Annotated in this window: 18 protein-coding genes; 10 read left to right on the forward strand and 8 right to left on the reverse strand. The window is 67.8% G+C overall.

Annotated features, from left to right (window positions below):
• Positions 1–18 precede the first annotated feature (18 nt).
• Together XarjCFBP7645_RS00055 and XarjCFBP7645_RS00060 are read left to right on the forward strand one after the other, a co-directional pair.
• Entirely contained in the window at positions 19–627 is a 609-nt protein-coding gene (locus XarjCFBP7645_RS00055) for a C40 family peptidase (RefSeq protein WP_181126076.1), read from the forward strand.
• A 109-nt stretch (positions 628–736) separates the two neighbouring features.
• Positions 737–1,486: a C40 family peptidase gene (locus XarjCFBP7645_RS00060; protein ID WP_104535810.1), complete on the forward strand. Its 750-nt coding sequence runs from the start codon at positions 737–739 to the stop codon at positions 1,484–1,486.
• Positions 1,487–1,632: 146 nt separating this feature from the next.
• On the opposite strand, the gene XarjCFBP7645_RS00065 is transcribed toward XarjCFBP7645_RS00060, so the two are convergent.
• Positions 1,633–2,124, reverse strand: coding sequence for an acyl-CoA thioesterase (locus XarjCFBP7645_RS00065; RefSeq protein ID WP_104535811.1), 492 nt, complete (start codon positions 2,122–2,124; stop codon positions 1,633–1,635).
• 362 nt (positions 2,125–2,486) lie between these two features.
• Positions 2,487–3,827, reverse strand: coding sequence for a dicarboxylate/amino acid:cation symporter (locus XarjCFBP7645_RS00075; RefSeq protein ID WP_104535812.1), 1,341 nt, complete (start codon positions 3,825–3,827; stop codon positions 2,487–2,489).
• A gap of 142 nt (positions 3,828–3,969) precedes the next feature.
• On the opposite strand from XarjCFBP7645_RS00075, the gene XarjCFBP7645_RS00080 reads away from it, so the two are divergent.
• The 5 genes from XarjCFBP7645_RS00080 to XarjCFBP7645_RS00100 all read left to right on the forward strand — a co-directional run bounded on the left by XarjCFBP7645_RS00080 (position 3,970) and on the right by XarjCFBP7645_RS00100 (position 10,012).
• Positions 3,970–5,676 (forward strand): alkaline phosphatase, encoded by a 1,707-nt coding sequence (locus tag XarjCFBP7645_RS00080; protein ID WP_104535813.1) that lies wholly within the window; start codon positions 3,970–3,972, stop codon positions 5,674–5,676.
• Between the two features lie 94 nt (positions 5,677–5,770).
• Complete coding sequence (gene tilS, locus XarjCFBP7645_RS00085) at positions 5,771–7,066, forward strand: tRNA lysidine(34) synthetase TilS (protein ID WP_104535814.1); 1,296 nt, start codon at positions 5,771–5,773, stop codon at positions 7,064–7,066.
• A 31-nt stretch (positions 7,067–7,097) separates the two neighbouring features.
• A complete protein-coding gene (locus XarjCFBP7645_RS00090; RefSeq protein ID WP_016903977.1) occupies positions 7,098–7,361 on the forward strand; it encodes an exodeoxyribonuclease VII small subunit in 264 nt (87 codons plus the stop codon).
• Between the two features lies 1 nt (position 7,362).
• Positions 7,363–8,238: a polyprenyl synthetase family protein gene (locus tag XarjCFBP7645_RS00095; protein ID WP_104535815.1), complete on the forward strand. Its 876-nt coding sequence runs from the start codon at positions 7,363–7,365 to the stop codon at positions 8,236–8,238.
• 676 nt (positions 8,239–8,914) lie between these two features.
• A complete protein-coding gene (locus tag XarjCFBP7645_RS00100) occupies positions 8,915–10,012 on the forward strand; it encodes a M35 family metallo-endopeptidase (protein ID WP_104535816.1) in 1,098 nt (365 codons plus the stop codon).
• Between the two features lie 70 nt (positions 10,013–10,082).
• On the opposite strand, the gene XarjCFBP7645_RS00105 is transcribed toward XarjCFBP7645_RS00100, so the two are convergent.
• Positions 10,083–10,547, reverse strand: a complete 465-nt coding sequence (locus tag XarjCFBP7645_RS00105; RefSeq protein WP_181126078.1) for a DUF4870 domain-containing protein — start codon at positions 10,545–10,547, stop codon at positions 10,083–10,085.
• A 90-nt stretch (positions 10,548–10,637) separates the two neighbouring features.
• Entirely contained in the window at positions 10,638–12,005 is a 1,368-nt protein-coding gene (gene pmbA / locus XarjCFBP7645_RS00110; protein WP_104535818.1) for a metalloprotease PmbA, read from the reverse strand.
• Positions 12,006–12,113: 108 nt separating this feature from the next.
• On the opposite strand from pmbA, the gene yjgA reads away from it, so the two are divergent.
• On the forward strand, positions 12,114–12,695 hold the full coding sequence (gene yjgA / locus XarjCFBP7645_RS00115; RefSeq protein WP_104535819.1) for a ribosome biogenesis factor YjgA: 582 nt from the start codon (positions 12,114–12,116) through the stop codon (positions 12,693–12,695).
• 169 nt (positions 12,696–12,864) lie between these two features.
• On the opposite strand, the gene tldD is transcribed toward yjgA, so the two are convergent.
• On the reverse strand, positions 12,865–14,310 hold the full coding sequence (gene tldD, locus XarjCFBP7645_RS00120) for a metalloprotease TldD (RefSeq protein ID WP_104535820.1): 1,446 nt from the start codon (positions 14,308–14,310) through the stop codon (positions 12,865–12,867).
• Between the two features lie 99 nt (positions 14,311–14,409).
• Here tldD and XarjCFBP7645_RS00125 point away from each other — a divergent pair, with 99 nt between their 5' ends.
• A complete protein-coding gene (locus tag XarjCFBP7645_RS00125) occupies positions 14,410–15,165 on the forward strand; it encodes a DUF6065 family protein (protein ID WP_104535821.1) in 756 nt (251 codons plus the stop codon).
• A 122-nt stretch (positions 15,166–15,287) separates the two neighbouring features.
• Here the strand turns inward: XarjCFBP7645_RS00125 and XarjCFBP7645_RS00130 are convergent, their stop codons facing one another.
• From XarjCFBP7645_RS00130 to XarjCFBP7645_RS00140, 3 genes are all read right to left on the reverse strand, one after another.
• Positions 15,288–19,214: a YhdP family protein gene (locus XarjCFBP7645_RS00130; RefSeq protein ID WP_104535822.1), complete on the reverse strand. Its 3,927-nt coding sequence runs from the start codon at positions 19,212–19,214 to the stop codon at positions 15,288–15,290.
• A 143-nt stretch (positions 19,215–19,357) separates the two neighbouring features.
• On the reverse strand, positions 19,358–20,857 hold the full coding sequence (rng, locus tag XarjCFBP7645_RS00135) for a ribonuclease G (RefSeq protein WP_104535823.1): 1,500 nt from the start codon (positions 20,855–20,857) through the stop codon (positions 19,358–19,360).
• Entirely contained in the window at positions 20,857–21,429 is a 573-nt protein-coding gene (locus XarjCFBP7645_RS00140; RefSeq protein ID WP_104535824.1) for a Maf-like protein, read from the reverse strand. The genes rng and XarjCFBP7645_RS00140 overlap by 1 nt, the downstream gene beginning before the upstream one ends.
• 122 nt (positions 21,430–21,551) lie before the next feature.
• Here XarjCFBP7645_RS00140 and XarjCFBP7645_RS00145 point away from each other — a divergent pair, with 122 nt between their 5' ends.
• Positions 21,552–22,286 carry an SIMPL domain-containing protein gene (locus XarjCFBP7645_RS00145; protein WP_024939727.1) on the forward strand — a complete coding sequence of 245 codons (735 nt, stop codon included), beginning with the start codon at positions 21,552–21,554 and terminating at the stop codon, positions 22,284–22,286.
• Positions 22,287–22,430: the final 144 nt, after the last annotated feature.

Here is a 22,430-nt window from a genome sequence, read left to right on the forward strand (position 1 = left end):
CAGACGGTGGAGGACGGCTTGTCGGCCGCCGGGTGCGCCGCCATCATGGCGACCTTTCGAACCGCCCATTATCCCGGCTCCATGCATATCACGCCAGTTTTCGCCGTCAGCGCCCGCCGCGCCGCGGCCAGTTCGTTGCTGGGACTGGTCGTGCTGCTGGGCGGTTGCGCACAGGCGCCGGTCCGTCGACCGGCAGCTGCCCCGCCACCGGCACCGCGCGTCTGGCCGCAGGTGCCGCCGTCCAACCCGGCCGCCGCCAACAATATCCTGATGCGAGCGCTGGGCTTGGTCGGCACGCCGTACCGCTTCGGCGGCAACACACCGGAGACCGGCTTCGACTGCAGCGGGCTGGTCACCTATGTCTACAAGGATGTGCTGGCGCTGGCGCTGCCACGCACCTCGCGTGAACTGGCCGCGGTGCAGGGCCCGCGCATCCCGCCGGAGACGTTGACCACTGGCGATCTGGTGTTCTTCGGCTCCAGCGGCAACGTGACCCATGTCGGCATTTATGTCGGTGAGGGCCGCTTCGTGCATGCGCCCAACACCGGCGGTACCGTCCGGTTGGATTTCCTGGACGGCGCCTACTGGCGCGACCATTATTCAGGCTCAAAGCGGGTTTTGCCCTGATATGCGATACACGTCACGTTTCATAAAACGGAAATTTAACCTTTTTTGAACGTAACGATTCTTTCACCAGGGCATCATCCCGCATCGACAGCAGAATTGTGATTCCCGCGTGACGAACGACGAACAGATCAACACTGGCGCCGCACCGCTTCCGCCCCGGAAACCGCTCCGCCTGCTATGCGCCACTGCCCTTTGGCTCGCAGCCTTACCCGCCCTGGCCCAGACCGCCAACGGCACGCCATCCGCTCCGCAGACGACCACGCCAGACAGCGCCGTCGCCGCCGAGAAAGCCGCAACCCGCAGCCGCGCCGACGCCGCTGCCACCGCAACACTGGCCGCCCTGCTTCCGCACCTGGCCGCCAACGACGCCATTCCGCTGATGGACCGCTCGGCAATGTTCGCCGGTGACCTCAGCCGCCTGCTGGCCAATTACGACGTTTCCCAGAGCGCGGCCAACGCTGCCCAGAACGCCGTCGCCGACAGCCGTGTCCAGGTGATCCTGCAACGCGCCATGGCCCTGCTCGGCACCCCGTACGTCTGGGGCGGCGAGTCCACCGAAGGTTTCGACTGCAGCGGCCTGGTCGGCTATGTGTTCAAGACCGCCCTGGGCATCGACCTGCCGCGTGTGTCGCGCGACATCGCACGCGACGAGTCTGCAGAACTGATCAAGGACCCCAACGCGCTCAAGGCAGGCGACCTGGTGTTCTTCGGCAGGCGTGGCCGCATCGACCATGTGGGTCTGGTAGTCGGCGATGGCAAGTTCCTGCACGCTCCCAGCCGCGGCAAGGACGTGCGGGTGGATTCGCTGGCCAGCGGCTACTGGAGCGAGAAGTTCATCCAGGCGCGTCGGGTGCTTTGACCTGAGCATCTGACCCACTGCATGACAGAAAGGCCGCGGAGATTCCGCGGCCTTTTGCGTTGTGGGCAGTCTTTGCGCCGAAGCTCCCTGCCGCCGCCGCGCACGCCTCTGGATCGCGTACGCATGCCGCGCGCGTTGCCCCACGGTCAGCGTGCAGCAGCGGCCTGGTAATGCGCCATGGTGTCCTCGATGCCCTTGCTCAGTTCCATCACCTTGAGCGCGTATTCGGCCAGGCGCTGGTCTTCCGGCGTGTCCGGCTGCCAGGAGGGCACTGCCACCGGGGTGATGCCGTCCGGGTCCATCGCCACGAACACGATGATGCAATGCGTGCATAACCGCGAGTCGCCGCCCATCGGGCTGCGCGCCCGCACATCGATGGCAAAGTGCATGCTGGTGCGGCCGGTATAGACCAGCTTGGCGGACACTGCGACCAGATCGCCGATCCGTACCGGCGCCACGAAGCGAATGCCGCCCACCGCCACGGTGACGCAGTAATGCCCGCTCCAGCCGCTTGCCGCGGCAAAGCCGACCTGATCGATCCACTTCATCACTACCCCGCCGTGCACCTTGCCGCCGAAGTTGACGTCGCTGGGCTCGGCCAGAAAACGAAACGTCAGATCACGCTGTTTGCCAATCACCGCCCGCCCTCGTCAATAGATGGGCGGGCAGTGTGCCATGCGGGTGGACTACCAGTGCGCACAACGGCAATGCCTTGGCGCATCGTCCATCAGCGCCGATGCGTCAAGCGGGGACCTGGCGCCTCCAGGGTTTCCCGCCTGCGTAGACACAACATGGGAAAGTGCGGTTGCCGCACTTCAGCATCCGCCGCAGGCGCGCTCCCGGCGTTGCTGGTCGACCAGTCGCTGCACCGCAGAGCGGTCTGCTCGAACGGGTCGTCGGCCAACGACCGCCGCACCAACATGCCCTCGACGCTGTGCAACTCAGGCAGCTACTGCAGGCGATTGCACAGCGTTGGAAATCCAACGCGCATCGGTGGCGGTCAGCGCTGCGTCGGCGCGCGATCGGTCAGCGGATCTTCCAGCCCCACATTGGTCGATGCCGACTCGTAGACCGCCTTGTCGAGCAGGCCGGTTTCCTTGGCCACCAGCACCGGCACCAGCATCTGCCCGGTCACGTTGGTCATGGTGCGCATCATGTCGAGGATGCGGTCGATCGCATACAGATAACCGATCACTTCCAGCGGCAGGTTGGCCGCACTCAGCACCACCGTGGCCATGATCACCGCAGTGCCGGGCACGCCGGCCGTGCCGAAACTACCCAGCACCGAGGCGATCAACACCACGAAGTACTGGTTGGCGGTCAGCGGTACGCCGGTGTATTGGGCGATGAACACCGCGCACAGGGCCGGGAAGATCGCACCGCAGCCATCCATCTTGATGCTGGCACCCAGCGGCACCGCAAACGCGGCGTAGTCCTTGCTGACGCCCAGGTTATGCGTGATCGAACGCATCGCCACCGGCATCGCGGCAAAGCTCGATGAACTGACGAAGGCCACCTGCATACCCGGCGCCGCGCCGCGGAAGAACTTCCACGGATTCAATCCATGCAGCAACAACAGGCTGCTGTAGACCACCACGATATGGATCGTGCAGGCCACATACAGCGCCAGCACGAAGTTGCCGAACGGCAGCAGCTTCTCGAAACCATAGCTGCCGACCAGGCTGGCGATCAGCCCGAAGGTGCCGAGCGGGGTCATCTCCAGCACGAAGCGGGTGACCTGGATCATGATGTCGCTCAACTGCGCGGTGAGCTTGCGTGCTTCGGCCACGCGCTCGCCGAGCTTGACCATCGCAAAGCCCAGCAGCGCGGCGAAGAAGATCACCGGCAGGATCGATCCGCGCCCGGCAGCCAGCACCGTTTCGCCGGCCGCATTGGTCTTGGTGCCGATACCGGTCAGTGCGTAGAACGGATTGGAGGGCACCACGTCCAGCAGCACCTTGATCGGGCTGGGCACATCGCGCGGTTTCCAGGCCGAATCCACGCTCAGGCTGAAATGCCCGGCGCCGGGTTGCATCAAGGTGCCCACCGCCAGGCCTACGCCCACCGCCAGCGCGGCGGTGATGACGAACCACAGGAAGGTGCGCCCACCGAGCGCGGCGACGGATTTTTGCCCGTGCAGCGAGGAGATCGCATTGATCACCGCAAAGAACACCAGCGGGATCGCGATCATCTTGATCAGGGTGACGTACAGATCGCCGAGTGGGCCGAACCACACATCGGCCGCCGGGCCCATGGCCCAGCCGGCCAGCGCGCCGAGCACGAAGCCGGCCACCACGCGTTGCCAGAACGGAATGCGCAACCAGGCCGAGACCAATGTCATGCGTCGAATCATCCGGGGGGAGAGTGCATGCACCATAGCCCAGGCCCGCGCCGCCGGCGAGGTCACGACTGGAACAGCGGCGTGTCATCCGTGTGACACCAGGCATCCCGGCATAATGCGCACTGATTCAGTCACGAGTTCGATGCCGATGCGTTACCGCCTGCCTGCCCTCGCCGCCCTGACCACCCTGTGTATCGCCGCCTGCGCGTCCAGCGCCGGCACCGGCGCATCCGCGCCCGCCGCCGTGCGCGTGGAGGTGCCGCAGGTGACGCATCCCGCCGGCGAGACGCCGCAATGGTGGTACCGCTCTGGTGCAGCGCGCGCAGCCGGCAACGGCGCAATGGCCGGGCGCGCGCGCAACGTGATCCTGTTCCTGGGCGACGGCATGAGCCTGACCACGGTCGCGGCAGCGCGCATCCTGGATGGCCAGCGCAAGGGCGGGCCGGGCGAAGAGAACCTGCTGTCGTGGGAGCAGTTCCCCGCCACCGCTTTCAGCAAGACCTACAACACCGATTCGCAGACGCCGGATTCGGCCGGCACCATGACCGCGATCACCACCGGGGTGAAGTCGCATATGGGCGCGATCGGCGTCAGCAGCGGCAACCGCAGCGACTGCGCCGACAGCCTGGGCAAGGGCCTGCTGAGCTGGCTGCAGCTGGCCGACAGTGCCGGCATGGCCACCGGCATCGTCACCACCACTCGCCTGACCCACGCCACCCCGGCGGCGACCTATGCGCATTCGCCTGACCGCAACTGGGAAAACGATACCGACCTGCCCGAGTCCGCCCGCACTGCCGGCTGCCAGGACATCGCCCAGCAACTGCTGTCCAGCGCGCGCTTCGGGCGTGGCCCGCAGGTGGTGCTGGGCGGCGGACGCAGCCAGTTCCAGACCGTGCAGGAGCGCGATCCGGAATACGACGACAAGGTCGGCCTGCGCCTGGACGGCCGCGATCTGGTCGCCGAGTGGAAGCAGGCGCACCCGCAGGGCGCCTATGTCTGGAACGAACAACAGCTGAAAGCGGCCGCCGGCGCGCCCGCGCTGCTGGGCCTGTTCGAGCCGGATCACATGCAGTTCGATCACGACCGCAATCGCACTCCGCAAGGCGAGCCCAGCCTGACCGAGATGACCCGCACCGCGATCCAGTCGCTGTCGCGCGACCCGAACGGCTTCGTGCTGATGGTCGAAGGCGGCCGTATCGATCACGCCAACCACGCCGGCAATGCCTACCGTGCGCTCGACGAAACCGTGTCGCTGTCCAACGCGGTGCGCACTGCGGTGCAGACCGCGCCGGCGGACACGCTGATCATCGTCACCGCCGACCATTCGCATACGCTCAACTTCGTCGGCTACCCGGTGCGCGGCAACCCGATCCTGGGCAAGGTGCGCGGTACCGGCGGCGAGGAAGGCGACCGCAGCCAACTGGCCACTGACCTGGCCGGCCAGCCCTACACCACGCTGAGCTACGCCAACGGCCCCGGCTACACCGGCGCCAGCAACGCGCAGCCGGCCGGCCCCAAGAAGTACCCGCACGAGCCCAGCAGCAACGAGCCGGCCGCCGGGCGCCCGGACCTGACCCACGTCGACACCGAGGCGCCCAGCTACATGCAGGAATCGCTGGTGCCGACCAAGTCCGAAAGCCATGGCGGCGAAGACGTCGGCATCTGGGCCACCGGCCCGGGCAGCGCGGCCTTCCGCGGCACGCTGGAAGAGAACGTGATCTACCACGTCATCGTCCAGGCCACCCCGCGCCTGCGCGAGCGCCTGTGCAAGGCCGGCACCTGCGACAGCGCCGGCGTACCGGTGGAGTTGCCGCAGTCGGCAACGTTCGAGACTGCGGCCAAGCGCTGATGGGCCGGCTGCGCGGAGCGCGAGTGGCGGCACCGGCGAGTCATACCTCGCCGCCCGCGTCCGGATGCAGCGTCGCAGCAAGCTCGCTGCGGCGATGACCGGATTGCCGCAACCCGCACCGCCGCCCGCCCCGGTGCTGGTCGCCTACAGCGGCGGCGTGGATTCGAGCGTCTTGCTGCATCTGCTGGCAGCGACACCGCGTTACCGCGACACGGGGCTGCGTGCGGTGCATGTGCATCATGGCCTGCATGCCGATGCCGACGCCTGGGCCGCGCATTGCCAGCGCCAGTGCGATGCCTTGCGAGTTCCATTGCAGGTCGCGCACGTGCAGGTCGCGCGCGACAGCGGCCTGGGGCTGGAAGCAGCGGCACGCCACGCACGCCACGCCGCATTTGCCGCCGCGCTGGCGCCGGGCGAATGGCTGGCGCTGGCGCACCATCGCGACGATCAGGCCGAAACCTTCCTGCTGCGCGCACTGCGCGCTTCCGGCCCGGACGGCTTGGCCGCGATGCGCGCGCAGCGTCCTTTCGCCGCCGGCATGCTGTGGCGTCCCTTGCTGCATCACGCGCGCGCCGAGGTGCAGGCGTATGCGCAGGCACATCGCCTGCAGTGGATCGAAGACCCCAGCAATGCCGACGCCCGCCACGACCGCAACTTCCTGCGTACCCGGCTGATGCCCGTACTGCAGCAGCGTTGGCCACAGGCCGCCGAGGCACTGGCGCGCAGCGCGCAGCTGAGCGCCGATGCCAGCGACCTGCTGCTGCAAGAAGACTGCGCACTACTGCCTGATCTGCTGACCTCCGCCGGCGCACTGGATCTGCAAGTGTTGCGTGCGCAGCCGGCAACACGTTGGCCGCGGCTGCTGCGCGCCTGGGTGGCTGCAGCGCAGGCGCCACCGCTGCCTGCGCACGGCGTGGCCGCACTGGAGCGGGAAATCGACGACGACGCGCCGGATCGGCAGGCCTGCTTTGCCTGGCAACAGGTGCAGGTGCGGCGCTGGCGCCAGTGCCTGTACCTGCTGCGTTCGCATACCGCGTGGCCGGCGTCATGGCAGACCAGCTGGGATGGCGCCACCCCGCTGCCGCTGCCGGACGGCGCATGCCTGCAGTTGCAGGGCGCACCCGGCCTGCGCTTCGCGCAACCGCTGCTGGTGCGCGCACGCCGGGGTGGCGAACGCATCGTGTTGCCGCAACGCGCGCATGCGCATCGGCTCAAGCACCTGCTGCAGGCGCTGGATCTACCGCCCTGGCAACGCGCGCGCCTGCCGGTGCTGTGGGCCGGCGACCAGGTGCTGGCAGCCGGCGACCACATCGTCTCGGCGGCATTGAGCGACTGGCTGCGCGCACATGGCGCGTCCTTGCAGTGGCGCGACCACGCCAATGCGAATTGACCCGCCTGCCTGCGCGCCGCACACTTTGACGATGGTCAAAAAATCCTTGAACGAAACCTCCCCGGTCGCCCGCTTCGAACAGTCGCTGGAAGAACTCGAGCAACTGGTGCAGAAGATGGAAGTCGGCGACCAGAGCCTGGAGCAATCGCTCACCGCCTACGAGCGCGGCATCGGCCTGTACCGCGACTGCCAGCAGGCACTGGAACAGGCCGAACTGCGCGTGCGCATGCTGACCGACCCCGCGCGCCCCGATCTGGCCGAAGACTTCCAGGCGCCGTCGCAGGACGGCGGCTGAGGTGAGTTCGGCGTTGTTCGAACACTGGATCGGCCGCACCGAACGCAGCCTGGAGGCCTGTCTGCCAAGCCCCTTGTTGGCGCCGCAGCGACTGCACGCCGCGATGCGGCACGCGGTGCTGGGCGGCGGCAAGCGCATGCGTCCGCTGCTGGTGTATGCGGCCGGCGCGCTGTTCGGCGCCGACGAGGACAGCCTGGACACGCCCGCGGTGGCGGTGGAGCTGATCCACGCCTATTCGCTGGTGCACGACGACTTGCCGGCAATGGACGACGATGCCTTGCGTCGCGGCCAGCCCACCGTGCATATCGCCTTCGACGAAGCCACCGCGATCCTGGCCGGCGACGCGCTGCAGACGCGCGCCTTCGAGCTGCTGGCTGCGGCCCCGGTCAGTGCGGAGCTGCGGGTCGGCTGGCTGCAGAGTCTGGCCACCGCCGCAGGCGCTGCCGGCATGTGCGGCGGCCAGGCGCTGGATATCGACGCCACCGGCCGGTTGCAATCGCTGCCCGATCTCGAGCGCATGCACGCCCTCAAGACCGGCGCGCTGATCCGTGCCGCAGTGCGCATGGGCGCGCTCGCCGGCGCAGCCGCAGCCGACGATCAGCAGCGCCTGGATGCGTTTGCCGATGCGCTGGGCTTGGCGTTCCAGGTCCGCGACGACATCCTGGATGTGGAGTCGAGCTCGGCGCAGCTGGGCAAGACCGCCGGCAAGGACGCCGCACAAGCCAAATCCACCTATCCCGCCCTGCTCGGAATGGACGGCGCCAAAGCCAAACTGGCCGAGCTGGCCACACGCATGCACGACATCCTGCAGCCCTACGGCCCGCCCGGCGACACGCTGGCGACACTGGGCCGGTTTGCGGTGGACCGCGCGCACTAGGGCGCCGCGTTCGTTCGAGCTACCGTGCCGCCGCGCCGTGCCCCTCGTGCCGATGCCTGGTGCCAGATTAGGTGAAGACATCGCCGCACGGGCAGTCACCGGCCGGCATGAGCAGCGCCGTCCGCGCGTGGTCGATCAGCGCGACGGCCAGCCGACCAACAGGTGACCGACGCGAAGGCAGCGCCCTGCCCGCGCAAGCACCACAGACCGGCCGACGATTCGCCAGCGGCCTGCGGCCACGACGACGACCAGGGTTTTCAGGCAATCGATGGCCTGGCCACCGCATCTCCCGCGCTCGCGGCGGACTCGCACCGCATTCTGTCGCGCACTTCGACACCTGCATCGATCAGACGATCGCGCCGCTTTTTGCGCACACCGTGCGCCAGCGCACGGTGCGGTGATGGCGCACCGCCCTGCAAGCACTGCGCTATGTCACAGAACGTAAATTTTCTTCCCAAACATTTTTCACAGGAAGATTTTCATAGATTGATCAAAAAGCGTGGAAGAATTCACATTTTTCTGCCGATTTGTCTCCATCGGTGTCCGCATTTGTCATTGAGTGGCCACCGGCAGGCCAAAAACAGCATCAATCGATTCTCTTGTTGCGTCTGCTCGCTCTGCCTAGGTTGACCTGCCCGCGTCCGCGGACATCCCCCGACCACATGGAGAGTCACTGGTGAAGAACGTTTTTCTCGCATCGTTTGCAGCAGGCACGCTGGCCGTTGTTGGCGTGCTCGGTTCGGCGCAGGCACAGTCCGTGCGCGGCCCGGTCCCGTTGACCATCGAACTGGCGCCGGTCGCCGATCAGGCCGGGCGACACCAGGGCAAGATCGCGGTGACCGTCACCAACAACGGCAGCCAGATCGCCCGCGTGCCGACCTATCAGCTGCCGCTGCAGACGCTGGATAACGGCATCCTGGAAGTGAGCCGCGATGGCGTGCCGGTGACCTACACCGGACGCCTGGTCAAGCGCGGCCTGCCCAAGGCGGCAGACTTCACCATCCTCAAGCCCGGCCAGAGCGTCAAGGGAGAGGTCGATCTGGCCGGCGCCTACGATCTGTCGACCAGTGGCAACTACACCATCCAGGTCCGTTCGTCGCTGCAATACGCCTCGCTGTCAGACGGCAGTCTGATGAAGGCGGCCAACGGCCAGCCGGCCGTGGCCACCAGCACGCCGCTCACCGTCTGGCTGGACGGCGCGCGTCGCGGCGTGCAGCGCCAGCTCGCAATCGGTCCGACCGCGGTGGTTAATGGCATCAACTACCTCAACTGCAGCACCACCCGCACCAATCAGGCCGCCAGTGCCGTCACCGCCGCGCGTAATTACTCGCAGAACGCGCGCAACTACCTCAATGCCGGCAGCACCGGAGCGCGTTACACCACCTGGTTCGGCGCCTACAACGCCTCGCGCTACAGCCGGGTCAGCTCGAACTTCGTCAACATCGACAACGCACTGGACCAGAACAACGGCCAGCTGACGATCAACTGCAGCTGCGAAGCGGATCTGGCGGACTCCTTCGCCTACGTCTATCCAAACCAGCCGTACGAGATCCATGTCTGCAATGCGTTCTGGAGTGCGTCGACAACCGGCACCGACTCCAAGGCCGGAACGCTGGTGCACGAGACCAGCCACTTCACGGTCGTCGCCGGCACCCAGGACCGTGTCTACGGCCAGTCCGGCGCGCGCAGCCTGGCGATCAGCAACCCGGCCCAGGCGATCACCAATGCCGACAGCCACGAGTACTTCGCCGAGAACACCCCGGCGCAAAACTGATCGCATCATCGTCTGAAACGACGAAGGCCCGGCATCGCTGCCGGGCCTTTGTCATTTGCACCGCGCCGGATTACTTGATCAGGCGCAGCGTGAACGGATAGCGGTAGTGCTCGCCGTTATTGGCCTTGACCGCGGCCAGGATGCACAGCACCAAGTTGGCGATCCACACCAGCGTCGGCACGAAGAACAGGATGCCGAACGACACGATGGTCAGGATCACCGCAGCCACATAGGCAATGATCACGGTGATCTGGAAATTCAACGCTTCCTTGGCCTGATCGGTGGCGAACGGCTTGGACGGGCTGGCGTCCTTGCTGATCAGCCAGATCACCAGCGCGCCGATGAAGGACGTGAGGATGCCGAGCAGGTGCGCGGCCAGCGCCAGGGTGCGCTCCTCCGACGGCGTACTGGTCCCGATCGGCGGCGGTGGCGGTACGGCGTGTGACTCGAGTTCGCTCATCATCTCTCCCCATGCATGGTTGTGGTGCGGCGGACTATAGCAACGATTCAGCCAGCCACCAGTGCGGGAAGACATGGTCTCGGCGGCGCACGGCCACTGCCGCCAGGCAGAGCGGCAAGATGCGCGCGCGCCGGGTGGCGGGCGCAGCAGCCCGGCCAGCTGCGCTCAGCTGTCGCCTGCCACCGTCATGCGGTTGAGCAGCACCGAGCCGATCTTGACGTGCGAGCGCGGATCGACATCGTTGCCGACCGCCTCGATGCCGGCGAACATCTCGCGCAGATTGCCGGCGATGGTCAGCCCGTCGACCGGATAGGCGATCATGCCGTTCTCGATCCAGAAGCCACCGGCGCCACGCGAATAATCGCCGGTCACCGGATTGACGCCGTTGCCCATCAGCTCGGTGACCAGCAGGCCGCGCGACATGCCGGCAACCAGCGAAGCCAGGTCGCCGGCATTTGCGCTGACCTGCAGGTTGTGCACGCCGCCGGCGTTGGCGGTGGTCTGCAGGCCCAGCTTGCGCGCCGAGTAGCTGCCCAACACGTAACGCTGCAGCACGCCGTCGCTGATCAATGCCGAATGCCGCGTCGCCACGCCTTCGCCGTCGAACGCGGCCGAACGCAGTCCGCGCCGCAGATGCGGCAGTTCTTCGATATTGAACCAGTCCGGGAACAGTTTGCTGCCGACACTGTCGAGCAGAAAACTGGCGCGGCGATACAGCGCACCGCCGGAGACCGCGCCGAGCAGATGCCCGACCAGCGAGCGCGCCACCTCCGGCGCGAACAGCACCGGCAGCTGACCGGTCGGCAGCGAGCGTGGCTGCAGCCGCGCCAGGGTGCGTTCGGCAGCGTGGCGGCCGATCGCTTCCGGGGCCTCCAGGTCTTCGCGTGCGAGGGCACTGCTGTACCAGCCATCGCGCTGCATGCCGTCGCCCTGGCCGGCGATCAGCGCGCAGCTGATCGAATGATGGGTGCCGCGCTCGCGACCGATGAAACCGTGCGAGTTGGCATACACCGACAGGCTGAGCCCGGTGCTGGCCGAGGCGCCGTCGGAGTTGCTGATGCGCGCATCGGCATCGCGCCCGGCGCTCTCGCAGGCCAGCGCCAGATCCACTGCGGTGTCGGCGTCCAACGCCCACGGGTGCCAGCTGTCCAGCTCGGGGAAGTCGCGCGCCATCAGCTCCGGGTCGGCCAGGCCGGCAGCGACGTCGTCCTCGGTGTAACGGGCGATGGCGCAGGCCTGGGCGACGGTCGATTCCAGACTGGAATCCTGCAGATCGGCGGTGCTGGCGCTGCCCTTGCGCTTGCCGAAGTACACGGTGACCGCAATGCCGCGGTCGCGGGTGGATTCCACCGTCTCCACATCGCCCAGGCGCACGTTGACGTCCAGGCCGCGCTCCTCGCTGCAGCTCACTTCGGCCTGGGTGGCGCCGGCCGCACGGGCGCGCTCGAGCAGGCGCTGCGCGATGTCGGTAAGCGCGTCCAGGCGCTGCAGGCTGTCGTCGTGGACACGTGTTTCGGAGGAGAGTGCGTTCAATGCTTTATCCTAGTCTCATGGTGCGAGTGACCTGATAGCGGGTCCCTGCGCAAGAGCTGGCCGGCATGGCCAGAATTTTTAATCAGTCTGTTTTGGGATGTATTGGCAATGCGCGGACGCGACGAAGATACCGGTGAATTTCGCGGCGCCAGCCGCAGCCAGCAGCGGCGCGAGGCGCTGGAAATTTTCGACCTGGGCGAAAAGCTGGTGGCGCTCACCCCCGCGCAGCTGGCCAAGTTGCCGGTGCCAGAATCGCTGATCCCGCATATCGAAGAGAGCAAGCGCATCACCTCGCATATCGCGCACAAGCGCCAGCTGGCGTTTCTGGCCAAGCACATGCGCCGCGAGGACGATCAAACGCTGGCCGCGATCCGCGATGCGCTGGATGCCAACAGCGACACCGCGCGCCGCGAAGTGGCCGCGATCCACCGCGTCGAGCGCTGGCGCGAACGCCTGCTCGCCGAAGGCGACGTGGCGCTGGCCGAGCTGCTGGAAGCCTACCCGGCGGCCGACCGCCAGCAACTGCGTCAACTGGTGCGCAACGCCATTCACGAGCGGGCCAAGAACAAGCCGCCGCGCGCCTACCGCGAGCTGTTCCAGGTATTGAGGGAATTGTCTCAGGAGCAGGGATTGGAGAGTGGGGAATCGGCATCGGAAGACGACGAATCGGCGTCGGAAGGCGACGAATAAGGCTCCGCCCGATCCATCCAGCCCCGCAACGGCCATCCCGGCCGTTGCCAACCCCGAATCCCGCTTCCTGAGTTCCCGCAGAAACGGACAATCACCCAAGCGGAACCCACCACACCCCGCAGTCCCCGCTGTTGCGATTCCCGATTCCCGATTCCCGAATCCCCGCATCTCAGGCCTGCGTTCCGCCAACGGTGATGCCGTCGATCAGCAGCGACGGCTGGCCGACGCCGACCGGCACGCTCTGCCCGTCCTTGCCGCACACGCCCACGCCTTCATCCAGCGCCAGGTCGTTGCCGATCATGCGCACCTTCTGCATGGTCTCCGGGCCGTTGCCGATCAACGTGGCACCCTTGACCGGCGCGGTGACCTTGCCGTCTTCGATCAGGTAGGCCTCGGTGGCCGAGAACACGTACTTGCCGCTGGTGATGTCGACCTGGCCGCCGCCGAAGTTGACCGCGTAGATGCCCTTTTTCACCGAGCGGATCATTTCCTGCGGATCGTGCTGGCCGGCGCGCATGTAGGTGTTGGTCATGCGCGGCATGGTCAGGTGCGCGAACGATTCGCGCCGGCCGTTGCCGGTCGGCGCCACGCCCATCAGGCGCGCGTTGTGGGTGTCCTGCATGTAGCCGACCAGTACGCCGTCGTCGATCAGCGTGGTGCACTGGGTGGGTGTGCCCTCGTCGTCGATATTGAGCGAGCCGCGACGGCCATCCAGGGTGCCGTCATCGACGATGGTCACGCCCTTTGATGCCACGCGCTCGCCGATGCGGCCGGCGTAGACGCTGGTGCCCTTGCGGTTGAAGTCGCCTTCCAGGCCATGCCCTACCGCCTCGTGCAGCAGCACCCCGGGCCAGCCCGGGCCGAGCACCACCGGCATCACGCCGGCTGGTGCCGGAATCGCATCCAGGTTGACCAGCGCCTGACGCAGCGCTTCGCGGGCGAAGCCTTCCGGGCGACCATCGGCGAACAGTTCGGCATAGCCGTAACGGCCGCCGCCGCCGGAGTAACCGGACTCGCGCCGCCCGCCCTGCTCGACGATCACCTGCACGTTCAGGCGCACCAGCGGGCGCACGTCGGCGGCGAGCACGCCGTCGCTGCGCGCGATCAGTACCGTGTCCACACCGCCGGACAGGCTCACCATCACCTGCTTGACGCGCGGGTCGGCAGCGCGCACGTACTGATCGATACGGCGCAACAACTCGACCTTGGTCGCGCTGTCCATGTCGTCGATCGGGTCGGTCGCCGGATACAGCGCGCGGCCGTTGCCGCGCACCAGCGAACGGGTGGATTGCGCGCCGCCCTCGCGCGAGATCGCGCGCGCGGACTGCGCCGCCTCCAGCAAGGCGTCGCGCTGGATGTCGTCGGAATAGGCGAAGCCGGTCTTCTCGCCGGCAATCGCGCGCACGCCCACGCCTTGTTCGATGGAATGCGCACCGTCCTTGACGATGCCGTCTTCCACGCTCCAGCTCTCGCGCCGCGAATGCTGGAAATACAGGTCGCCGAAGTCGATGCCCGGGCCCAGCAGGGCGCCGAAGGTGCGGTCGAGATGGCCGGTGTCCAGGCCGGAAGGAAGCAGCAGCCGGGTTTCGGCCAGAGTGAGAGCGTTATCGGTCATGCGGTCAGGATGGGGCCCGCGCGCCGGGGAGACAAGTCGTTCGGCTGAACATGCGGCACGGCTATCATCGCAGGCCCATCGCCACGCCGACGCCCGCGCATGAAGCTCACTGCCCACGTCCTGGATGGCCATACGCTGGACATCCGCCCCGCCCCGCACGAGCGCGACTGGATGGACGCCACCGACCAGCGTTATGCGTACCGCTGCCTGCCGCTGGCGATCGCCAATGCGCATGGCTGGGAGCTGTTGTGCCAGGCCGGTTTCGAGGCCAGCTGGGACGGGCGCGAGGGTCTGGATGCGATCCGGATCAGCGTCGATGCCGGCGCCGCGTCACCGGCGATCAGCCACTTCGGCTACGGCGTGCTGACCTTCCACGTGCCCTGCCTGTTTCGCACCGATACCGGCATGGATCTGTTCGTCACCGGGCCCTTGAACCGGCCCAAGGACGGCATCGGCGCGCTGAGCGGCATGGTCGAAACCGACTGGAGCCCGTACACCTTCACCATGAACTGGAAGTTCACCCGGCCCGGGAAGGTGCGCTTCGCGGCCGGCGAGCCGTTCTGCCATCTGTTCCCGCTGCCGCGACACCTGATCGAACAGGTGCAGCCGCAGTGGAAGCCCTTGTCCGAGGCGCCGCAACTGGCGCAACAGCATGCCGACTGGACGCGCAGCCGCACGCAGTTTCTGCAGGAACTGCCGGATGCGCAATCGGCCGCCGCGCGCGAGAAATGGCAACGCGGCTATTTCCGTGGCGTCGCCGGTGCCGATCAGGCGCCGGTGCAGGGCCACCGCTCGCGCCTGCGTCTGCCGATGTTCGTACGCGCCGACAGCGACGGCGACAGTTCAGTCGACTGAGTGCATCAGTGCGCGCAGCTTGCCGGCTGGCGCGCGTGCCGCGTTCGATCGACTTGCGGTAAGACCTGAGCGCCCGCGACGACCAGCACCGACGCTCGCCAGCGCGCCCGCAATCGGGCGCGTCAGCGTGGCGACCGACCGGGCGTGCCTGGAGTTGCCGTTGGCGTGTCTGCTGCAGGCGGCTTGCCCGGCGCGCGCTCGCGCACTTCGCGTTCCACCACGTCCACCTGCGGATCCTTCCACGGCCCGGTGACGTGATAGGTCTTGGCGCCGATCGCCCCCAGCGGCTTGCCGAGCACCGCATTGGCGGCCGCGCCTACCGCCGCACCGACCGGGCCGCCGGCCACGGCGCCGACCACCGTGAGCAGATTGCCGGCCTTGGGGTTGACGTCCACGGTCTGGTCGAAGGTCTGCGCACGTAGGTCGGTCTGCCCCCGGATGGCGATGTCGGCGGCCGGGCCTTCGATGCGGATCGCATCGGTGCGCGCGAAGCCGTCGCCGAAGCGCACCTGGCCGTCCAGCTTGTTGAAGGCCAGCCCCTTGGAGAAGAAATCGCGGAAGTCGAACATCAACCGGCGCGGCAACTGCGCCACGCTGAGCAGGCCGAGCACGCGACCGGCGCCCGGGTCCACTTCCAGCAGCTGGCCGTTGCGCACGTCGATCTTCAGATCGCCGTCCAGCGAACCGAGCGCAAACCCGGTCGGCGAGCCCTGCCAGCCGGCATTGAGTTCCAGCTGCCCTTCGCCGCCGCGCAGCTGGCCGCCCAGGGTGAGGTTCTGCAGCAGGTTGCCGAGATTGCGGCTGTCCACCCGCGCCGACAGCCGGGTGCTGGCGGAATCGCCCTTGCCGCGCCAGGCGCCGGTCAGGCCGATATTCTGGTCGTTGGAGCGCAGCTGCAGCTGGTCCACCTGCATGCCGTCGGTCAGCCGGCTGCTGCGCAGGGTGGCCGCGCCCAGGGTCATCTTGCCGACCTGCAGGTCGTCGATATCCAGCGACAGCGGCGGGATCGAGACCGGGTCGAACTCGGCCACCGCGCGGCGCGCCGGTTCCGGCAAGGCACCAGCCAGCGGATCGCCCGGCTCGGGCGCGGCCGGCTCGGCCGCTGCGGCCACCGGCTGCCAGTGCACCGTGCTCAGCTTGCCCTGCACGGCGGCGCCATCGGCATTGGGCACGCTGAGCTGGCCGGCCAGCGATGGGCCGTCCAGGGTCACCGCGACCGCGTCGCGGGTCGGCCGCAGGCGCAGGCGCGTCTGCGGGAACACCCCGCCGATCATCAGCAACCGGTCGGCCTGCACATCCACCTGCTGCAATGGCACGGCGTCCTGCTTGGGTGCTGCTGGCTGGCCCGGCAGCGGCGGCATGTCCGGCTCGCTGCTGCCGCGCGCCAGGCTGATCCAGTCGATCGCATCCAGCGAGGCGGTGCGGCCGGTGACCACCAGGCCGTTGGCGGGCGGACGCTCGGTGACCGTGTCGGTGCCCATCACCACGCGCACGCCGGTCTGGTTGCCGTGGCTGCTGGCCTTGAGCGCGACCAGCTTGCCGAAGGCCACGTCGATGTCGCCATCGCCCACCGGCAAGGCCACCTTGACCTGCGTGTCCAGCGGCTGCGTGGCCGCCTTGTCCAACGGTGCGGGCAGATCCAGGGTGGTGCCGACCAGCTGCGAGCGCAGCGTCAGCAATGCCTGCGCGTCCGCCCGCCCCGGCGACGGCAGCGGCACGTCCACGCCCACCTGCCACGGTGCGCTGCCATGCACGTAGGGGCGCAACCATTCCATCTGCGGCGCGCGATCGAACAATTCCTTGGCATCCAGGGTGGCGCCGAAGCGCGCCTCGAAGGCCTGTTCGGGGTCCTGCACGAAGCCACCGGCGCGCAACGACAACTCGCCGCTGCGGCCCTGGTGCTGCACGCTCAGGCGTTCGGCGGCAAAGCCGGTGTCGCGGTACTGGGCCTGCCCGTTCACCTGATCGAAGGCTAGGTTCCAGCGCGCATCGGCCAGCCTGGCGCCCTGCAATGCGACCGTGCCTTGCAGATGGCCGCCCACGCCCTTGCTGCGTAACGGGCGCAGCAGATCGAAGCTCACCGCTGCCGGGCCGGACACGGTGAGATTGCGTAAGGTGTCGCCGTAGCGCTGCTCCAGCGGGCTCTTGCGCAGCATGCCCAGCAGCTGCGCGGCGTCGGCCCGGGTGGAGGCGCGCACGTAGAGCTCGGAGGCGGCGAAGCTGGGAATGCCGGCCTCCAGGGACGCGATCGGCGCGCCGGCCAGCTCGCCCTTGCCCTGCAGGGAAAATCCGTTGCCGATGAAGCGCAGATCGGCCTGCACCTGCTCCATTGCCGGCCAGTCCGGATTGAACGGGATCACGCCGTCGCGGATCTGGCCGAAGGCCTCGAACCGGCCGTCGTTGTTGTCGAACGGCCAGTCGTCCAGATCGCCGCTGACCAGGCCGGTGCCGCCGGTGATCACGCCACCGGCAACCGCCGTGTCCAGCCAGTCGATGGCCGCTTTGCTCATCTTGGAGCGGATCCAGAACTTGCGTGCCACCGGCAAGGCGACATCGTCCAGTTGCGTGGCCAGCTGGATGCGCGGGCGGCTGCCATCGTTCTGGAACCACAGCCCGCCGCGCACGCTGGCGCCATAGTCCTTGGCCTGCACGCGCAACGCCGGCGTGGCGACCTGCCAGCCGGCACCGTCGCGCCAGCCCACGATGCTGCCGGCCAGCTGCAACTCGTGTACCACCCCAAAGCCGGTCGGCCAGTCGAAGCGCAGCGTGGCATCCGGTGCGGGGTCGAGCTGAATCGCCTGCGCATCGCCATCGATCCGGCCACGCAGACCGCTGATGCCAGGCGCGTTGCCCACCGGCAGGAAGCCCAGCTCCTCGATCCGGCCCTGCGCCCGCACCGCCCCACCCTGCTCGCCAGCGATCTGCAGATCGGCCAGGCGCACCTGCGGCCGGGACAGGCTCAGCCAGCGCCGCAGGCCGGGCGATAGTTGCTCGCTCAAGGCGGCCGCCGCGATCAGGCCCGAGACATCGAGGTGTTTGCCCACCACCGCATAACGGCGCCCGCCGGCAACGCTCAGCCCGTCCAGCCGCTGCAGCCTGGCCGCCTGGCCCAACCGCAACAGCGGCGCATCCATCCGCCAGCCGCCGTCGATGGCCTGCCAGCGCGCGCGCGCCTGCAGCCGCTCCCACGCCAGCGTGCGGCGTGCGGTCTGCTCGGGCAATGCCGCGCCGGACAATCGCAGTTGCCGCAGATCGGCATCCACGACGACTGCAGTGATCCGGCGCGCGCGCAGTTGCGCCCAGGCCTGCAGGCGTCCGCGACCGCCGTCCACGCGTATGCCGCCGAACTGCAGCAACGGCGCCCAGGCGGCCAGATCGGCCGGGTCGGCTTGCGCATAGGCGCTGCCGTCGCCGCTGTCGCGATCGAACGCGATCACCGTGGTCAACGGCGCGCGCTGCAGGTCGCTCCAAGCGCGGCTGCCGACCTTCACGGTCGAGCCGTTGACGCGCAGGCGCAGGTCGATGCGCGGCAGTGTGGTGTCCACGCCGAGCGACGGCGCGGCCACCCGCAGGCGCGCCTCGGCCACCTGGATCTCGCCGAGCCGGCGCAGCGCTTCCAACGGGTCCGAACGCCGCCCGGCCGGCAGGCCCTGCACCGACCACACGCCATCGTCGCTACGTTGCAGCGTCAGCGCCAGGCCACGCAGACGCACCTCGGTCAGCGAGTGGCCGGGCAACAGGCCGGCATACATCGCCAGCAGGATTTCGGCCTGGCCCACGCGCACCTCGCCATGCGGGCCGATCCGCAGGCCATCCAGCCGCAGCAACGGGCCGCGCCGGGTCCATTCGGTCTGCAGGCGATCGAAGGCGATCGGCTGGCCGGCGCGCTGGCTCAGCCACGCGGCGATCTGCTGCGGCCGCTGCTCGGCCAACGGCAACGCCTGGCTGGCCGCACCCACCAGCAACGCGATCGCCACCAGCGCAAGCGCAGTGGCGGTGATCGCATAGCGGCGAAACAGACGGAGACGGCGGCGCAGCGGGGTGGGCATCAGGGGTGGGGATTGGGCATTGGAGATTGGGGATTGGTCAAAGCAAGGCCGCGCACTGTGCCTTCAAGCGCCATTATCGGACCAAGCCACGCTACCTGGGCCGGCGTTGACCAATCCCGAATCCCGACTCCCCAATCCCGAACTCACAACAGCACCACATCGAACTGCTCCTGCAGATACTGGTCGTCGGACTGGAAGCGGATGCTCTTGCCGAGGAATTCCTCCAGCTCGGCCACCGCGGCCGACTCCTCGTCGGTGATGCGGGCGACGACCTTCGACGAGGCGATCACCAGCAGCCGCGCGGCATCGAACTGGCGCACCGCGCGGGTGATCTCGCGGAAGATCTCGTAGGTCACCGTCTCGGCGGTCTTGATGGTGCCGCGCCCGCTGCACTGGCCGCAGGTCTCCGACAGCTGCCGCTCCAGGCTTTCGACGGTGCGCTTGCGGGTCATCTCGACCAGGCCCAGCGGCGAGAATTCGTAGACGGTGGTCTTGGCATGGTCGCGCGCCAGCGCCTTTTCCAGCGTGCGCAGCACCTGGCGGCGATGCTCCGCGTCGTCCATGTCGATAAAGTCGATGATGATGATGCCGCCCAGGTTGCGCAGCCGCAGCTGCCGCGCCACCGCCTGCGCGGCCTCCAGGTTGGTGCGGAACACGGTTTCCTCGAGGTTGCGCTGGCCGACGAACGAACCGGTGTTGACGTCGATGGTGGTCATCGCCTCGGTCTGGTCGATCACCAGGTAGCCGCCGGACTTGAGCGGCACCTGCTTGTTCAACGCGCGCCCGATCTCGTCCTCGACCCCATACAGGTCGAAGATCGGCCGGTCGCCGGTATACGGCTCCAGCCGCTCGGCCAGCACCGGCATGTACTTGGCCACGAACGCCTGCAGCTGCACGAAGGTCTCGTTGGAGTCGACCTTGACCTTTTCCACGTCGCGGCGGATCAGATCGCGCACCGCACGCAACGGCAGGCTCAGGTCCTCGTAGATGATGCTGCACGGCGGCGCCTCGCGGCCGCGTCGCTCGACCACGTTCCAGACCCGCGACAGGTAGGCGATGTCCTCGGCCAGCGCCTCGGCCGGCTGGCCTTCGGCGTTGGTGCGGATGATGTAGCCGAAGCCGCCGTGCTGGGCCGAGACCTCGCTGACGATGGTCTTCAGGCGCAGCCGCTCGGCCTCGTCCTCGATCCGCGCCGACACCCCGACGATCTTGGATTGCGGCAGCAGCACCAGGTAGCGCGAAGGGATGCTGATCTGCGTGGTCAGCCGCGCGCCCTTGGTGCCGATCGGGTCCTTGACCACCTGCACCACGATCTCCTGGCCGTCGCGCAGCAGCTCCACGATCGGCACCGCCGCCGCCGGCGGCGGCGGGATCGGGGTCTCCTCGGTATCGACCACGCTGGCCGGTGCCGGCACCGGGCGCACCACGTCGTTGGCGTGCAGGAACGCCGCGCGCTCCAGACCCAGCTCGACAAATGCCGCCTGCATGCCCGGCATCACCCGCTGCACCTTCCCCTTGTAGATATTGCCGACCACGCCCCGGCGCCAGCCGCGCTCGATATGCAGCTCCTGCAGCATGCCGTTCTCGATCACCGCGACGCGGGTTTCGCGCGGGGTGACGTTGACCAAGATCTCTTCCGACATCAATGCGCTCCGAAGGCTGTGAGCAACTGCGAGGTGTGAAACAGCGGCAATCCCATCACACCGGAATAGCTGCCGGACAGATGGCTGATAAAACGTTCGGCGCGGCCTTGAATCGCATACGCGCCGGCCTTGCCCATGGGCTCGCCGCACGCCACGTACGCGGCAATCTGCGCAGCATCGAGCGTCGCGAAGGTCACCTCCGACACCACCAGGGCCTGCACCGGCGCGCGTTGTGCGCAGACTAGAACCACTGCCGTGAGCACCTGGTGGGTACGCCCGGACAGCAGGCTCAGCATGGCGATCGCATCGTCCGCATCGGCCGGCTTGCCGAACACCCGCTCGCCCAGCACCACCTCGGTATCGGAGCCGAGCACGATCGCATCGGGGTCGCTGGCCTGCACCTGCGCCAGGCCGGCACGCGCCTTGTCCAGCGCAACGCGCTGCACGTATTGCGCAGGCGATTCGTCGGGCGCGCGCAGTTCGGGCACGTCCAGTTGCAGGGTCTGGAAAGGCACATCCAAGCGTTGCAGCAGTTCTTGCCGGCGCGGCGACCGGGAGGCGAGATAGAGCATCCGTCCAGCATACCTGTTGCCCCTCCCCGCCCGCTTGCCGATCCGGGCGGCAGTGGTCGCGTTCGACTCACAACATGTTCATCGAACCGGCAACACGCTTCCCCTACAGACAAGGAGATCTCATGCGTACCACCCTCAAACCGTTGTTGCTGGCCCTGTCCATCGCTGCCGGAACCGCCATGACCGCCCACGCCCAGACCGCTCCGAGCTACACCATTCCCAACGACGGCACCCTGCTCAACGTGTCGGCCGAAGCGGACGCCAAGCGCATACCGGACATCGCCACGCTGTCTGCCGGCGTGGTTACCCAGGCCGCCGACGGCAACGCCGCCATGCGCCAGAACGCTGAACAGATGAGCAAGGTCATGGCCGCGATCAAGGCCGCCGGCATCGCCGACAAGGACGTGCAGACCACCGGCATCAACCTCAGCCCGCAGTACACCTACAAGGAAAACGAGGCGCCCAAGATCAACGGCTACCAGGCCAGCAACACCGTCAGCCTCAAGGTCCGCGACATCTCGCGCCTGGGCAAGGTGCTGGACGCGCTGGTCGCCCAGGGCGCCAACGACATCAACGGCCCCAGCTTCTCGGTCGACCAGCCCGAACCGGCCTACGACGAGGCCCGCGTGGCCGCGCTGAAGAAGGCCCAGGCCCGCGCCGACACCTATGCCAAGTCACTGGGCCTGAAGGTGCGCCGCATCGTCAGCATCTCCGAAGGCCGCAGCGGCGGCGGCGTGCGTCCGATGATGATGGCCGCCTCCATGCGCTCGGCCAAGGCCGAGATGGACACCCAGGTCGCCCCGGGCGAGAGCACTTTGTCGATCAACCTGGATGTGACGTTCGAGTTGGGTCGCTGACCTGACCGCAACCGCGTTCGGTTTGCTTTCCAGACTGCCCTCCTCGAGGGCAATTTTTTTATTTCACGATGACTCCAGCCTGGCACTTCGCTGGACTGCGCTGAAGCTGGATACAGCAGGTTTATCAATAACTTACGCGCGTCC

The sequence above is a fragment of the Xanthomonas arboricola genome, assembly GCF_002940665.1.
Classification (GTDB): Bacteria; Pseudomonadota; Gammaproteobacteria; order Xanthomonadales; family Xanthomonadaceae; genus Xanthomonas; species Xanthomonas arboricola_B.